This window comes from Nesterenkonia aerolata (assembly GCF_031470965.1).
GTDB lineage: Bacteria > Actinomycetota > Actinomycetes > Actinomycetales > Micrococcaceae > Nesterenkonia > Nesterenkonia aerolata.
This window is the reverse complement of record NZ_JAVKGR010000002.1, coordinates 231,707-245,891: the sequence shown is the minus strand read 5'-3', so window position 1 is coordinate 245,891 and position 14,185 is coordinate 231,707. Positions and strand designations below refer to the sequence as shown.

The window sequence follows — 14,185 nt, the reverse complement described above, 5'->3', positions numbered from 1 at the left end:
TCCCCGCTGCGGCGGAGAAGTAGGTGTAGTCGCTGGATGCGTCGGTGATCGCTCACGATCGCCACGCTAGCACGGACTGCCGGGTCCACGTCGGTGCACACCGGCGGTGTCTCAGCATCCGGGCCGCCTTAGCTGCCGCTCAGAATCCGAGCCGCCCGAGCTTCTTGGCATCACGCTGCCAGTCCTTGCTCACCTTCACGTGCACATCGAGGTGCACCGGCGTCCCCAGCAGACGCGAGATCCCCTGGCGCGCCTGGGTACCGATGGCACGCAGCCGGGAACCACCCCGTCCGATGATGATGGCCTTCTGCGAATCCCGCTCCACATGGATGCTGACGTGGACATCGAGCAGCGGCTTCTCTGCCGGGCGGTCCTGACGGGGGACCATCTCGTCCACGGTGACGGCGATCGAGTGGGGCAGCTCGTCGCGCACATCCTCCAGGGCGGCCTCGCGCACCAGTTCGGCCACCATGACCGCCTCAGGCTCATCGGTGAGCTCACCTTCGGGATACAGCGGCGGGGAGACCGGGAGCATGGAGACCAGTTCCTCGGCGACGACGTCGACCTGCTCCCCGGAGACCGCCGAGACCGGGATGATGGCGGCGAAGCCCTCGGCCTGGGCGCGTTCCGCGGCCAGATGCTCACGGCCGAGCTGGTCCACGGCGAGCAGCTGCTCGGCCAGCCGGTCCTTCGGCACAGTGTCTGTCTTGGTGACCAGCGCGATGACGGGCTGATGCGGCAGCTTCTGCAGCTGGGCGGCGATGAAACGGTCTCCCGGACCGATCTTCTGGTCCGCCGGGAGGCAGAACCCGACGACGTCGACCTCGGAGAGTGTGTCGATGACGAGATCATTGAGCCGTTGACCCAGCAGCGTCCGGGGTCGGTGGAGACCGGGGGTGTCCACCAGCACCAGCTGCGCGTCCTGCCGGTGGACGATACCTCGGATGGTGTGCCGTGTGGTCTGCGGCTTTGAGGAGGTGATGGCGACCTTATGGCCGACCAGCGCATTGGTCAGTGTGGACTTCCCGGCGTTGGGCCGCCCCACGAAGCTGGCGAAACCGGCACGGAAGTCCGCCCCATGCTCGACGAAGCGCGGGGCCGGTCCCAGGGCGGCCTCCATCCGGGCCTCGAGATCTGCCGAGTCCTCAGCTGCGCGAGCACCCGGAGCGTTCTCCCCCGGCGCCTGAGACTGTCCGTGTGTTTGAGACCGCCCGTGTGTCTGAGACCGTCCATGGCCCGTCTGGTCCTGCCTGCTGGTCATCCCGGCGCCTCCCCGATGTTCTGCCGTGCCCGCTGCCGACGATCGCTCTGCGACGACTCAGCGTCATGACCGGCAGCCTCACTTGTGGCCTCGCCGGTGGTCTCCCTGGTCGTCTCGTGACCGACGTCGTCTGCCTCCGCGCTGTCTGCTCCGCCGCCGTCGCCCTCAGCGCCGCTGCCTTCAGTGCCGTCGCCCTCGATACCGTCGCCCTCAGTGCCGGCACGGGCGCCCCGATGAGCCTCCGCCTCCCAGGCCAGGATATGGCTGACCCGATTGCGGCGGCCTTCCAGCCGGTCGGCACGCAGCACCACACCTTGGATCTCCACCTCGGAGCCGGCGATCGGCACCCGGCCCAGCGCCTTGGCGAGCAGACCGCCGACGGTCTCGACCTCGTCCTCGTCGTCCAGACGCAGACCGAAGATCTCGGCGAAGTCGTCCACCGACATCCGCGCCGAGATCCGGCGCCGCTGATCGTCGACGACTTCGACGTCGGCGGCCTCAGTGTCGTATTCGTCCACGATCTCCCCGACGATCTCCTCGATCAGGTCCTCCAGGGTGACCAGCCCGGCAGTGCCGCCGTACTCGTCGATCACCACGGCCACATGGGTCGATTCCCGCTGCAGCTCGGAGAGCAGCTCCGAGACTGATTTCGACTCCGGGACGAAACGGACGTCGCGCTGCAGCTCCTCCACAGTGATCTGCTCCGGGGTCCGGCCCTGATAGGGCTCTGCGGCGCGCTGCGCGTAGAGGCTGTGCTCCAGGAAGGCCACATCCTTGAGGTAGACCATCCCGGTGACATCATCCACGGAGTCCCCCACCACCGGCACACGGGAGTAGCCCGAGCACAGGAACAGCTGCATGACATCAGACATCGTGGCGCCACGCTCTGCGGTGACCATATCGGTCCGCGGAACCATCACCGCCCGCACACGGGTGGCTGAGAGGTCGAAGACCGATTGGATGAGCTCGGCCTCAGTATCCTCGATGATGTCAGTCTCCGAGGCTCGGGAGACGAACTCGCGGAATTCGTCCTCGTCGTCGAAGAAGCGGTGCGCCGTGCCCGAGGCGCCCGGGGCCAGCCGCCGCCCCAGAGCGGGAAGCCAGCGCGGCAGCGGTCCCAGCACCATGCGCAGCCCCCGCACCACTGCGGCCGTCGACCGAGCCGCGACCACGTAGTGGGCCCGGCCCAGACGCCGGGGCGAGACCACCGCCAGGGACAGACAGAGCAGCATCAGCACACCGAAGGCCAGCAAGCCGGCCCAGATCGGACCCGCCGATCCCCAGTCGGCGGAGCCCAGCACGGCGGCCAGAGTCAGCAGGATCACCGCGGCCACTGTGCACAGCGCCCGCCAGATCTGCAGGGCGACGGTATGCGGTTCGGGATCACGCAGGATCTCGGTCACGGCGGTGGACCCGCGTTCGGCGGCGATCTCCTCGGCCTCGCGGCGTCCCAACCGCATGAACGCGGCCTCCGCCAGAGACAGTCCGGCCGCCGCCAGACCGCACAACACCGCACCGGTGAGCAGCAGAGTCAGCGTCATCGACCCGCTCCGTCCTGACTCAGCGGGGAACCGGCGCGCGTCGACTCGGTCGGCTGAGGGGCCGGGCGGCCCAAGTGGTCTTCCAGCAGAGCCTTCTGCAGGGCGAACATCTCCTCACGCTCCCGTGTCTCGGCGTGGTCATGGCCGAGCAGGTGCAGCATGCCGTGGACGGTGAGCAGCGCCAGCTCATCACTGAAGCTGTGCCCGGCCTCAGCGGCCTGACGTGCCGCGACCTCCGGGCTGATGACCACATCACCCAAGGTCCCCTCACCCACCGGCTCCTCGGCAGTGCCGGGGCGCAGCTCGTCGAGGGGGAAGCTCATCACATCTGTGGTGCCTGGCAGGTCCAGCCAGTCACGATGCAGCTGGTCCATCGCCTCATCATCGATGAGCGTGATGCCCAGCTCCACGGCCGGCCCCAGGTGAAGACGCTGGAAGAGGAACCTGCCCAGGCTCTCGAGCTCGTCGATCACGGCATCGGTCACCTGAGAGGACCCGGAGTCGTCCGTCACAGTGATCATGAGCGGTGCCCTCGGTCGGCCGCCCCGGGCCTCTGACCGGACTGCTGGTGCGCCTCATAGGCATCGACGATCCGGCTGACCAGGGCATGGCGGACCACGTCCTGGCTGCTGAGCCTCGAGATCGTGATGTCCTCCACACCTTCGAGGATGCTCAGCACGTTCCGCAGCCCCGAGTCTGTCCCCCGGGGCAGGTCCACCTGGGTGATGTCCCCGGTGACCACGATCTTCGAGCTGAAGCCCAGCCGGGTGAGGAACATCTTCATCTGCTCGGCCGTGGTGTTCTGCGCCTCGTCGAGGATGATGAAGGAGTCGTTGAGGGTGCGCCCGCGCATATAGGCCAGCGGGGCGACCTCGATGATCCCGGAATCCATGAGCCGTGGGATCGAGTCCGGGTCGATCATGTCGTAGAGGGCGTCGTAGAGCGGCCGCAGGTATGGGTCGATCTTCTCGTTCAGGCTCCCCGGCAGGAAGCCGAGCCGTTCGCCGGCTTCGACGGCCGGACGAGTGAGGATGATCCGGTTGACCTCTTTGGCCTGCAGCGCCTGGACCGCCTTGGCCATGGCCAGGTAGGTCTTGCCGGTGCCGGCGGGGCCGATGCCGAAGACCACCGTGGATTCGTCGATCGCCTCGACGTATTCCTGCTGGTTCGCCGTCTTCGGCCGGATCGTCCGGCCCCGGTGGCTGAGGATGTTCGTGGTGACCATCTTCGCCGAGGCTCCGGCGCGGTCGGCGCGGACCATGGAGACCACCTGCTCGACGAGTCCCTCGTCGACTGTGGTGCCTGATGCGGCCAGGGACTTCAGCTGATCGATGACCTCCACGATCTGCCGCACCTGGGCCTCCTCCCCGGCCAGGGTGATGCGCTGGTCGCGGAGCCCCAGAGAGACCGCGGGCCATACTCCCTGGATGATGCGCACGGCGAGGTCCTGCGGTCCCAGAGTGCGGAACATCGCGTCGGCGTCGGCGAAGCTGAGCTGACGTTCGATGCTGCCCAGGCGTGCGGCAGCCGCCCCTGCCGAGGCGCCGCCGGAGGATGCGGCGGGCCGATCTGCGGGGGCGGCACGGTCGGCCTGGGACTGAGCAGTGTGGTGATTCGGGGGCTGAGTCATCTCAGTCGGTCAGTCTACCGCCGTGGGCTCTGTGCTGTGGTCCCCGGGAGCTGCGTCCCAGCGGCCCAGCAGCAGCTGCAGGGCGCTGAGCGCCGCCGGTCCGGCGGTCGAGGTCCGCAGCACATGCGGGCCCAAAACGGCGCTGACGGCGCCGGCCTCTGTCAGGCGCTGCCTCTCCTCCGGGCTGATGCCGCCCTCGGGACCGACCACCAGCAGCACACGGCGCGGCCCTCGCCACGGCTCCGGGATGAGCCCCAGCTGGCGCGAGGCTTCGCACAGCGAGGCCTCCGCTTCCTCATGCAGGACGAGGACGGCAGTCTCAGCAGCGCCGGTGCTGTCAGCATCGTTGCTGTCAGCGCGAGTGCTGGCGGCATCTTCGATGAGACTGTCCAGCAGCTGTGCAGTGCTCTGCAGGGCTTCCACGGCGGGGACGCCGGTGCGGCGAGACTGTTTGGCCGCGGCCCGCACCGTGTGCACCCACTCCTGGTGCTTCTTCGCCTCGCGCCCCGGCTTCCACCGCGCCACAGAACGCTCAGCCTGCCAGGGCACGATCCGGTCGACGCCGAGCTCCACCGCCGTCTCCACCGCCTGCAGGTCGCGCCGATCCTTGGCCAGAGCCTGCACCAGCACGAGTTCAGGGTGCGGTGCCGGGTGTTCCTGCACAGTGCGCACTTCGATCTCCAGGCCGCCCTCGGCTGCGGCGACCACCACCCCGGCCACTCGGATCCGCCCGGTGTCGCTGAGGTCGATGGACTCGCCCGGCCCGAGCCGCATCACCGTGGCGGCATGATGGCCCTCAGCGCCGTCGAGGGTGAGGCGGACGCCCACGGCGGCGAGATCCAGGCTGCCAGGAGCCAAGTGGAACAGCGGGGCCGTCATCGTCCCTCACTCGTCTTGGGCGCGCTCACAACGCGTCCCAGCGTTCGCGCAGCCGAGAGAACACGCCGCGGTGCTCGGTCTTCGCCGGTAAGTGCTCCTCGCCCCGGACCTCGGCGAGCTGCTGGAGCAAATCCCGCTCGACGTCTGTGAGCTTCGAGGGCGTCTCCACCTTGAAGTGGACCTTCAGCGCCCCGCGGCCGCCGCCGCGCAGATGCGTCACGCCACGGTCCCGGACCGAGAGCACCTCACCGGACTGGGTACCGGATTCGACGACGAGCTCCTCAGTGCCGTCGAAGGTCTCCAGGCTGACCGTGGTGCCCAATGCGGCCGCGGTCATCGGCAGGGTCACTGTGGCGTGGAGGTCATCGCCACGGCGGGTGAAGACCTCGTCGGAGCGCACGTCGACTTCGACGTAGAGATCACCCTGGGGGCCTCCGGCCGGACCGGCCTCCCCCTCACCGGCCAAATGGATGCGGTTGCCCTTGTCCACCCCGGCGGGGATCTTCACCTTCAGGCTGCGGCGTTCGCGGACCCGTCCCTGGCCGTCGCACTCCTGGCAGGGATCCTCGATGAGGGTGCCGAAGCCGGAGCATCGGGCGCAGGTCTCGGTCTGCAGCACCGTGCCGAGGATCGAACGCATCGGCCGCTGGATATGTCCCTGCCCGTGGCAGTCGCCGCAGGTGGCGGGCGTCGAGCCTTCCCGGGAGCAGGTGCCCTCGCACACGGTGCAGGTGACCGCGGTTTCGACCTCGATCTCCTTCGTGGTGCCGAAGACGGCATCGCGCAGATCGATCTTGACCCGGATCAGCGAGTCCCGACCGCGGCGCGTCCGGGAGGCGGGGCCGGAGCCTCCGCCGCCGAAGAAGGTCTCGAAGATGTCGGAGAAGCCGCCGAAGCCGCCCTGCCCGAAGCCTGCCCCGCCGACGCCGGCCCGGCCGTTGGGGTCCCCGGTGGCGTCGTAGTTGCGGCGCTTCTCCGGATCGGAGAGCACCTCGTAGGCCTGGCCCAAGACTTTGAAGCGTTCGGCGGCCTCCTCGGAGGGGTTGACGTCCGGGTGCAGACGTCGCGCCTGCTTCCGGTAGGCCTTCTTGATCTCTTCGGCCGATGCCTCCCGGCTGACGCCGAGGGCCTCATAGTAGTCAGTCACGTTCATCCTTCGAAGCGGGTCATATCAGCGGATCATATCGGCGGGTCATATCGCAGGTGGTCAGGGGGCCGGATCAGTCATCGCTGAGGATCCGTGAGAGGTACCGCGCCATGGCACGCACCGCGGACATCGAGGTCGTATAGTCCATGCGCGTGGGGCCAACGACGCCGAGCTTGGCGCCCTCGCCACCGTGGCGGGGGCCGTATTCCGCGGCGACGACGGAGGTCTCCAGCAGGGAGTCGTCCTGATGTTCTCGGCCGATGAGCACGGCGAGTCCCCGCTGGTCCTCGCGCATCTCGGTGAGCAGCCGCAGCAGCACGACCTGCTCCTCGAGGGCCTCCAGGATCGGTCCGATGGCCGGTCCGAAGTCGCCTCCAGACCTGGCGAGGTTAGCAGTGCCGGCCATGATGATGCGATCCACGCGCCCGGACTCCAGGATGGACTCCACCGAATGCACGACCAGGGCGGCCGCCGGGCGCATATCCGGGCTCACCGTCTCCAAGAGGTCTTCAACCGGCAGCGGCACGGCCGAGGCCGAGCGGTTGGCCAAGGACACCAGCAGGCGCATCCCCACTGTATGCAGGGCGTCCTCGTCCACCGGCTCGGGCAGGGTGATCATCCGCTGCTCCACCTTCCCGGAGGAGAGGATCACCACCACCAGTGCCCGGTGTGCGGACATCTGCAGCACCTCCAGGTGGCGGATCCGTGCCTGGGACTGCTGGGGGTGCTGCAGCACCGCGACCTGGTTGGTCAGCATCGCCAGCAGCCGCACCGTCTGCTCCAGCATGGCATCATGATCGTCGGCGTTCTCCAGCAGTACGTCCATCGCCCGGCGCTCGGCCCGGCTGAGCGGGCGGACGTCGCTGATCCGATCGACGAAGAGCCGGTATCCCTGATCTGTGGGAATCCGGCCGGCAGAGGTGTGCGGGGCCGCGATCAGCCCCTCGGCCTCCAACTGAGCCATGTCATTGCGGATCGTGGCCGGAGAGACCTCCAGGTTGTGCCGCTCCACCAGTGCTCTGGAGCCGACCGGTTCCCGGGTCTGGACGAAGTCCTCGACGATGGCACGCAGCACCTGCAGCCGACGTGTCTCGGACATCGTTCCGCTCCTCTCCTGCTTGACGGGTCCTGCTTGACGGATCCTGCTGGGCGGCGGCCCACGTGATGACGGCTCGGATGAGAGCGGCCGGGCGCGGGTGACACCCACACACGGTTAGCACTCGCCGAGCACAAGTGCCAAGTTTAGCGGGTCCTCGGGGCACCTGGCCCGGAGTTTCCCCGCTGCCGCGGCGGCGGTTCTCCCAGAGCGGACATCACGGTGCTGTTAGGATCCACCGACTGTGACGCCTGCTGCGACCTCCTCACCATTTCCGACCGATTGGTCCTCCTGGGGCCCCAGCTCTGTGGAGGAACGACGTCGCGCCCAATACCGGGAGATCCCGAAGCGGCCGGCTGAGACCGGGCTCGTCGTCGAGGACACCGCCAGCGGCTGGGTGGGTGCCGTGCTCGGCGTGGAAGCCGCCGGCGGCATGCATGTGGTGCGGCTCGAGGATCGCCACGGACGTACGCGCAGCTTCCCCCTCGGCCACGGATTCCTCTGCGAGGGCGAACCGGTGGAGCTCATCGCCCCGACGCCCGGGGCTGGGACCACTCGGTCTGGAACTGCCCAGTCTGGGACTGCTCGGTCTGGGACTGCTCGGTCTGGGACTGCTCGGTCTGGGACTGCCCGACGACGGACCGCCTCCGGCTCGCTGGCCGTCGACGGTGCTCGCGCCCGGACTGCACGGGCATCACGGATCTGGGTGGAGGGCCTCCACGATGCCGAGCTGATCGAGAAGGTCTGGGGAGAGGACCTGAGCCTGGAAGGTGTCGTCGTCGAGCCGCTCCACGGTGCCGATGACCTCACCGGCGCCCTGGCCGAATTCGAGCCCTCGGCGCAGCGTCGCGTAGGAGTGCTGCTGGATCATCTGGTGCCCGGCTCCAAGGAGTCCCAGATCGCTGAAGCGGCCATGCGCTCCCCCGGCGCCCGGGGCAATGTGCTGATCCTGGGTCATCCCTACGTCGATGTCTGGCAGGCGGTGCGCCCTGAGCGTCTCGGTCTTCAGGCCTGGCCTCAGGTACCTCGCGGCACCGACATCAAAGTCGGCACGCTGCAGGCGCTGGGCTGGCCGCATCGCACCCGCGCCGATATCGCCCAGGGATGGCGCCGCATCCTGGGCAGCGTCCGCAGCTACGCAGATCTGGAGGCCTCGCTGCTGGGACGCGTGGAGGAGCTCATCGACTTCGTCACCGCGGGCTGAGCCTGAGGCAAACCGGGCCGCAGCAGCCCGTCCACGCCCGACACGCCCGATGCTCAAGGCCAAGCGGGGACCCGGAAGCCGCGTGGTTCGCTACAGTTGAGGCAGGTGGCCGCGCTCGCGGGGTGTTCGCCGCCTTGGTGTCATGTCAGCCCAGCAGCCAGAGCGGAGGATCCGTGGCGCAGTCCGAAGACCCCTCGGCACGCAGGTCACACCGTGAGCGGTCCGAGCAGAACAGCGCCGAGCATCTGCAGGGCTCCTCCTCGGAGGCACTGCCGCTCACCCCGGCCGAAGACCGCCGATGGGCCACTTTGGCGCATTTCGGCGGCCTGATGGGCTGTGTGCCCTCGCTGGTCATCTACCTGATCTTCCGCGACCGCGGCCCGTTCACCGCGCAGGAGTCCAAAGAGGCGCTGAACTTCACACTGCCGTTGACCGTGCTGCTGGTGGGCAGCTACATCCTCGCGCTGATTCCTGCCATCGGCTGGATCTTCGGGCTGACGGCCGTACTGATCTGGATCTGCCTGGCCATCTCCGGACTGGTCGCCGGCATCGAATGCAATAAAGGCCGCCCCTACCGGTACCGCCTGAACCTGCGGCTGATCCACTGAATGCGGAGGGCCAGCTGAACGCGGCTGGTCCGTAAGCACTCAGAAGCCGGCCAGTCGGCGGGTCACCGCATCGGCGAGAAGCCGTCCCTGCAGCGTGAGGACCACCCGGCCGTGGCGCAGCGCCTCAGCCTCGGCGAGGCCCTCCTCCACCAGCTGCTGCGGCAGTGCCTCGTCGAACGGCGTCGCTCCGGGCAGGCGCTGATAGTCACGCAGATCCAGCCCCTCGGCGATGCGTAGACGCAGCATCAGATGCTCCAGCGCGGTGGCCTCCTCATCCGGAAGCTCCCGGCCGTGGCCGGGACTGGTGCCTGCCTGGAGCCGCTGGGCGTAGGGCGCCGGATGCTTGACGTTCCACCAACGCACCCCTGCCACATGGGAGTGCGCCCCGGGCCCGGCACCCCACCAGTCCGAGTCCAACCAATAATGCAGGTTGTGCCGGGAGCGGGTCTGCGCCGAGGTGGACCAGTTGGAGACTTCGTACCACTGGTACCCGGCCGCGGTAAGCAGTTCCTCAGCCAGCAGGTACTTCTCCGCCTGGTCATCGGGATCGATGTCGGGCAGCTCCCCGCGGCGGATCCTCGCCGCCAGGGCGGTGCCCTCCTCGATGATCAGGGAGTATGCCGAGACGTGGTCCGGGGCCAATGCCACGACCTCTTCGAGCGTCTGCCGCCAGTCCCCCAGGCTCTCCCCCGGCGTCCCGGAGATGACGTCGAGACTGACCTGCAGCCCTTCTGCCCGACAGGCCGCCACGGCGCGAGCCACGTTCGCCGGATCATGGGTGCGGTCCAAAGTGGCCAGCACATGCGGCACCGATGACTGCATACCGATGCTCACCCGTGTGAACCCGGCCTCTGCCAGGCATCGCGCCGCCGCGGCATCGAGCGTGTCCGGGTTCGCCTCCGTAGTGACTTCGGCATCGGGCATCAGGCCGAAGAGCTCCCGGGCGCCGCGGAGGATGCGGCTCAGCTCCTCAGCGGGCAGCAGAGTCGGGGTGCCTCCGCCGAAGAACACGGTGGAGAGCCGACGGCCGGGATCTGCCGCCTCGTCAAGCACACCTCGGGCCAGCTGCAGTTCGGCCAGCAGCGTGTCCGGATAGGACGCCCGGGAGGCCCCGGGGCCCAGGTCCTCGGCCGTGTAGGTGTTGAAGTCGCAGTAGCCACAGCGCACCGAGCAGAACGGGATGTGGACGTAGAGCCCCAGCGGCGTCTCGGCACGCTGAGGCAGACGGTCACGAACCGCGGCAGGCAGTGAGCCGTCAGCCGGAACCGGGTCACCGAGCGGCAGAGCAGAGGGCACCTGCTTACTTCTTCCCCTTCTCACCGGCAGGTTCGTCCGAGGACAGCGCGGCGATGAAGGCTTCCTGGGGCACTTCGACGGTGCCGACCATCTTCATCCGCTTCTTGCCCTCCTTCTGCTTCTCGAGCAGTTTGCGCTTACGGCTGATGTCACCGCCGTAGCATTTCGAGAGCACATCCTTGCGGATGGCACGGATGGTCTCACGGGCGATGATGCGCGAACCGATCGCCGCCTGGACCGGGACCTCGAACTGCTGACGCGGGATGAGCTCTTTGAGCCGTCCGGCCATCTTCACCCCGTAGGAGTAGGCGTGGTCGCGGTGGGTGATCGCAGAGAAGGCGTCGACTTTGTCGCCTTGGAGCAGGATGTCGACTTTGACCAGATCCGCTGCCTGATCACCGGTGCCCTGCCAGTTCAGCGAGGCATAGCCCTTGGTCCGGGACTTCAGATTGTCGAAGAAGTCGAAGACGATCTCAGCCAGCGGCAGCCGGTAGCGGATCTCGACCCGCTCCTCGGAGAGGTAGTCCATGCCCTGCATGTCGCCCCGGCGGGACTGGCACAGTTCCATGACGGCACCGACGAACTCCGCCGGGACGATGATCGTGGCATCCACGATCGGCTCGCGGATCTCGGTGAGCTTGCCCTCCGGGAACTCGCTGGGGTTGGTGACGGTATGGGATTCGCCGTCCTCCGCAGTCACCTGGTAGATCACATTCGGCGCAGTGGAGATCAGGTCGAGGTTGTACTCGGCCTCCAGACGCTGCCGGGTGATCTCCAGGTGCAGCAGTCCCAGGAAGCCCACGCGGAACCCGAAGCCCAAGGCAGCCGAGGTCTCCGGTTCGAAGCTCAGCGCGGCGTCGTTGAGCTGCAGCTTCTCCAGGGCCTCACGCAGCACGGGGAAGTCCGAGCCGTCGATCGGGAAGAGCCCGGAATACACCATCGGACGCGGCTCCTGGTAGCCGCCGATCTCCTGCGTGGCAGGGCGGTTCAGCAGGGTGACGGTATCGCCGACCTTCGATTGGCGCACATCTTTCACCCCGGTGATCAGGTAGCCGACCTCACCCACACCGAGCCCGGCGGTGGGCTCCGGCTCCGGGGAGGAGACCCCGATCTCGAGCAGTTCGTGGTGGGCCCCGGTGGACATCATGCGGATCTTCTCACGATGTCCCAGCCTGCCGTCCATGACGCGGACGAAGGTCACCACGCCGCGGTAGGTGTCGTAGACCGAGTCGAAGATCATCGCCCGCGGTGCGGCGTCGGCGTCGCCCTCCGGCGCCGGGATCTCCTCGACGATCCGATCGAGGACCTGCTCGACGCCCTCGCCGGTCTTGCCGGAGACGCGCAGCACGTCATCCGGGTCACCGCCGATGAGATGAGCGATCTCGGCGGCGTATTTGTCCGGCATCGCCGCGGGCAGGTCGATCTTGTTGAGCACCGGGATGATCGCCAGATCATGCTCCATGGCCAGGTAGAGGTTCGCCAGGGTCTGGGCCTCGATGCCCTGGGCCGCATCCACCAGGAGCAGCGCCCCCTCGCAGGCGGCCAGGGAGCGGGAGACCTCGTAGGAGAAGTCCACGTGGCCGGGCGTGTCGATCATGTGGAAGGCGTAGGTGGCGCCCTCGTATTCCCAGGGCATCCGTACTGCCTGGGACTTGATGGTGATGCCGCGCTCCCGCTCGATGTCCATGCGATCGAGGTACTGGTTCTTCATCTCCCGCGGCTCCACCACACCGGTGAGCTGGAGCATGCGGTCAGCGAGTGTGGACTTCCCGTGGTCGATATGGGCGATGATGCAGAAGTTGCGGATCGCCGCGGGATCGGTGGAGGCAGGCACCAGAGGGGTGCGGGCCTGGGGTGACACGGGCAGGGACCGTCCTTCGCTCAGGGGTTCACGGGCAGATCCATTCTTCCACGGCTCTGGCCCAAAAGCTGTTCCGGCGCCGATGCACGAAGGCCCCGCGCCGTTGTCTCACGGGGCGGGGCCTTATCGGCGCGCTGGCTCAGAGGGCGTTGCGCTGCCTCAGAGGGCGTTGACCTTGGCGGCCAGACCGGACTTGCGGTTGGCGGCCTGGTTCTTGTGGATGACGCCCTTGGAGACGGCCTTGTCGAGCATGCGGGCGGCGGCACGGTTGGCCTGCACCGCCGCGTCCTTGTCACCGGCGGCCACGGCGTTGCGGACCTTCTTCACGGCGGTCTTCAGCTGAGACTTCACAGCCTGGTTGCGCTGGCGCGCCTTCTCGTTGGTGAGGATGCGCTTCTTCTGGGACTTGATGTTTGCCACGGGGACTCCTTGGGTCTCGGTCACTTCTCTGGTCAGGGTTTCCCCTGAGCGCGGCAGAAGACAGACTTCAGAGGCGTGGGGTTGCCATGGCGAATGCACGGACGCCGTCTGGCCAGAGGGGGCCCGGACGCCGTGCAGAGAGCTCTCTGCCGCGTGCGCCCGCAGGTTCACTCCACGGGCACGACCCTCCACGATACCAGAGGCCGGAGGTGTTCCTCAGCGTCCGGTGGAACCGGCGATGACCCAGAGCGCACGTTCGACGGCGAACTCCGGGGTGCGGGAGGCTCCTTTTGCCTCGGCATCTGCCCGCGCCACCGCCTCCAACGCGGCGGCGGCACGCTGGGGCTGCCAGCGCCGCGCGGTCTCCGCCGCCTGACGCAGCTGCCAGGGCGGGGCGCCCAGTGCCGAGGCCAGGGCATCGGGGCTGCCGCGGTGGTCCACCAGGGCCGCTACCTGCCGTGCCTTACGAGCCAAGGCCGCGGTCACCGCGATCGGGGAGACCCCGGTGGCCACGGCGTGCCGGTAGAGCCGGGTCGCGGCATCGCGGCGCCCATCGAAGGCGGCGTCGGCGACTTTGAAGGCCGTGGCCTCCACTCGGCCGCCGTGGTAGGTGTCGACATGCTCTTCGGTGATCTCTCCGGCGACGTCGCGCAGCAGCTGGCGCAGGGCTGAGCCGAGATCTGAGAGCGTGCCCCCGGCGGCGGCGATCAGCGCACGAGCCGCATCCGGGCGCATCTGACGCCCCGAGGCCTGCAGCTCCCGGCGCAGGAAATCCATCTTCTCGGCATCGCTCTTCACCGCCGAGCAGTCGATGACCACGGCCTGGGAGTTCAGCGCGTCCAGCAGCTTCTTGCCACGGTTACCCCCGGTGTGCCGGAAGACCACAGTCGCCCCGTCCGAGGGCTCTGCCAGGAGGGCCAGGGCATCGGAGATCAGGGCGTCGGTGCTCTGGGCCAGATCTTCGACGAGGATCAGCCGGTCCTCGCCGAACAGCGACGGCGAGGCCAGAGTGCCCAGCTCCCCTGCGGCGGCCTGAGAGGCGTCGAGCCGGGTGTATTCCAACTCCGGAGCAGACTCCCTCAGGCTGCCGCGGATCCTGTCCATAGCCCGCGCTGCCACATAGTCCTCAGGGCCTTTGAGCAGCATCAGCGCGGCAGGTTCGACGGTCCGGAAGTCCTCTCCGACCGCTGCCTTGCTGCGCCCTCGCTGAGCTGTCTGCCGCTGTCGGTGTGCCGCCATGGC

Annotated in this window: 13 protein-coding genes; 2 read left to right on the top strand and 11 right to left on the bottom strand. The window is 68.1% G+C overall.

Features of this window, described 5'->3' with window-relative positions; translation table 11 throughout:
• Positions 1-139: 139 nt before the first annotated feature.
• From era to hrcA, 7 genes are all read right to left on the bottom strand, one after another.
• A complete protein-coding gene (gene era / locus RIL96_RS03630; protein WP_310547718.1) occupies positions 140-1,120 on the bottom strand; it encodes a GTPase Era in 981 nt (326 codons plus the stop codon).
• Positions 1,121-1,257: 137 nt separating this feature from the next.
• A complete protein-coding gene (locus RIL96_RS03625) occupies positions 1,258-2,802 on the bottom strand; it encodes a hemolysin family protein (protein WP_310547633.1) in 1,545 nt (514 codons plus the stop codon).
• Positions 2,799-3,323: an rRNA maturation RNase YbeY gene (gene ybeY, locus RIL96_RS03620; protein ID WP_310547632.1), complete on the bottom strand. Its 525-nt coding sequence runs from the start codon at positions 3,321-3,323 to the stop codon at positions 2,799-2,801. Before ybeY ends, RIL96_RS03625 begins: the two co-directional genes overlap by 4 nt.
• A complete protein-coding gene (locus tag RIL96_RS03615; RefSeq protein ID WP_310547631.1) occupies positions 3,320-4,432 on the bottom strand; it encodes a PhoH family protein in 1,113 nt (370 codons plus the stop codon). The genes ybeY and RIL96_RS03615 overlap by 4 nt, the downstream gene beginning before the upstream one ends.
• Positions 4,433-4,441: 9 nt before the next feature.
• Positions 4,442-5,311, bottom strand: coding sequence for a 16S rRNA (uracil(1498)-N(3))-methyltransferase (locus tag RIL96_RS03610; RefSeq protein ID WP_310547630.1), 870 nt, complete (start codon positions 5,309-5,311; stop codon positions 4,442-4,444).
• A 25-nt stretch (positions 5,312-5,336) separates the two neighbouring features.
• Positions 5,337-6,458, bottom strand: a complete 1,122-nt coding sequence (gene dnaJ / locus RIL96_RS03605; RefSeq protein WP_310547629.1) for a molecular chaperone DnaJ — start codon at positions 6,456-6,458, stop codon at positions 5,337-5,339.
• 73 nt (positions 6,459-6,531) lie between these two features.
• Positions 6,532-7,557, bottom strand: a complete 1,026-nt coding sequence (hrcA, locus tag RIL96_RS03600; protein WP_310547628.1) for a heat-inducible transcriptional repressor HrcA — start codon at positions 7,555-7,557, stop codon at positions 6,532-6,534.
• A gap of 241 nt (positions 7,558-7,798) precedes the next feature.
• On the opposite strand from hrcA, the gene RIL96_RS03595 reads away from it, so the two are divergent.
• Positions 7,799-8,758: a DUF3097 family protein gene (locus tag RIL96_RS03595; RefSeq protein ID WP_374761836.1), complete on the top strand. Its 960-nt coding sequence runs from the start codon at positions 7,799-7,801 to the stop codon at positions 8,756-8,758.
• A 173-nt stretch (positions 8,759-8,931) separates the two neighbouring features.
• Complete coding sequence (locus RIL96_RS03590; protein WP_374761835.1) at positions 8,932-9,366, top strand: DUF4870 domain-containing protein; 435 nt, start codon at positions 8,932-8,934, stop codon at positions 9,364-9,366.
• Positions 9,367-9,405: 39 nt separating this feature from the next.
• Here RIL96_RS03590 and hemW read toward each other — a convergent pair whose 3' ends face one another.
• The 4 genes from hemW to holA form a co-directional block, all read right to left on the bottom strand.
• Complete coding sequence (hemW, locus tag RIL96_RS03585) at positions 9,406-10,662, bottom strand: radical SAM family heme chaperone HemW (protein WP_310547627.1); 1,257 nt, start codon at positions 10,660-10,662, stop codon at positions 9,406-9,408.
• A gap of 4 nt (positions 10,663-10,666) precedes the next feature.
• Positions 10,667-12,523: a translation elongation factor 4 gene (gene lepA, locus RIL96_RS03580; protein WP_310547626.1), complete on the bottom strand. Its 1,857-nt coding sequence runs from the start codon at positions 12,521-12,523 to the stop codon at positions 10,667-10,669.
• A 159-nt stretch (positions 12,524-12,682) separates the two neighbouring features.
• Positions 12,683-12,943 carry a 30S ribosomal protein S20 gene (gene rpsT, locus RIL96_RS03575; protein ID WP_310547625.1) on the bottom strand — a complete coding sequence of 87 codons (261 nt, stop codon included), beginning with the start codon at positions 12,941-12,943 and terminating at the stop codon, positions 12,683-12,685.
• Between the two features lie 216 nt (positions 12,944-13,159).
• The gene (gene holA, locus RIL96_RS03570; protein ID WP_310547624.1) at positions 13,160-14,182 is read right to left on the bottom strand and encodes a DNA polymerase III subunit delta; all 1,023 of its coding nucleotides are present in this window, start codon (positions 14,180-14,182) and stop codon (positions 13,160-13,162) included.
• Positions 14,183-14,185 lie beyond the last annotated feature (3 nt).

Coding starts and splice junctions, on each gene's coding strand:
- era (WP_310547718.1), bottom strand. CDS start 1,120: ATGGAGGCCGCCCTGGGACCGGCCCCGCGCTTCGTCGAGCATGGGGCG.
- holA (WP_310547624.1), bottom strand. CDS start 14,182: ATGGCGGCACACCGACAGCGGCAGACAGCTCAGCGAGGGCGCAGCAAG.
- RIL96_RS03615 (WP_310547631.1), bottom strand. CDS start 4,432: ATGACTCAGCCCCCGAATCACCACACTGCTCAGTCCCAGGCCGACCGT.
- RIL96_RS03610 (WP_310547630.1), bottom strand. CDS start 5,311: ATGACGGCCCCGCTGTTCCACTTGGCTCCTGGCAGCCTGGATCTCGCC.
- hrcA (WP_310547628.1), bottom strand. CDS start 7,557: ATGTCCGAGACACGTCGGCTGCAGGTGCTGCGTGCCATCGTCGAGGAC.
- RIL96_RS03625 (WP_310547633.1), bottom strand. CDS start 2,802: ATGACGCTGACTCTGCTGCTCACCGGTGCGGTGTTGTGCGGTCTGGCG.
- ybeY (WP_310547632.1), bottom strand. CDS start 3,323: ATGATCACTGTGACGGACGACTCCGGGTCCTCTCAGGTGACCGATGCC.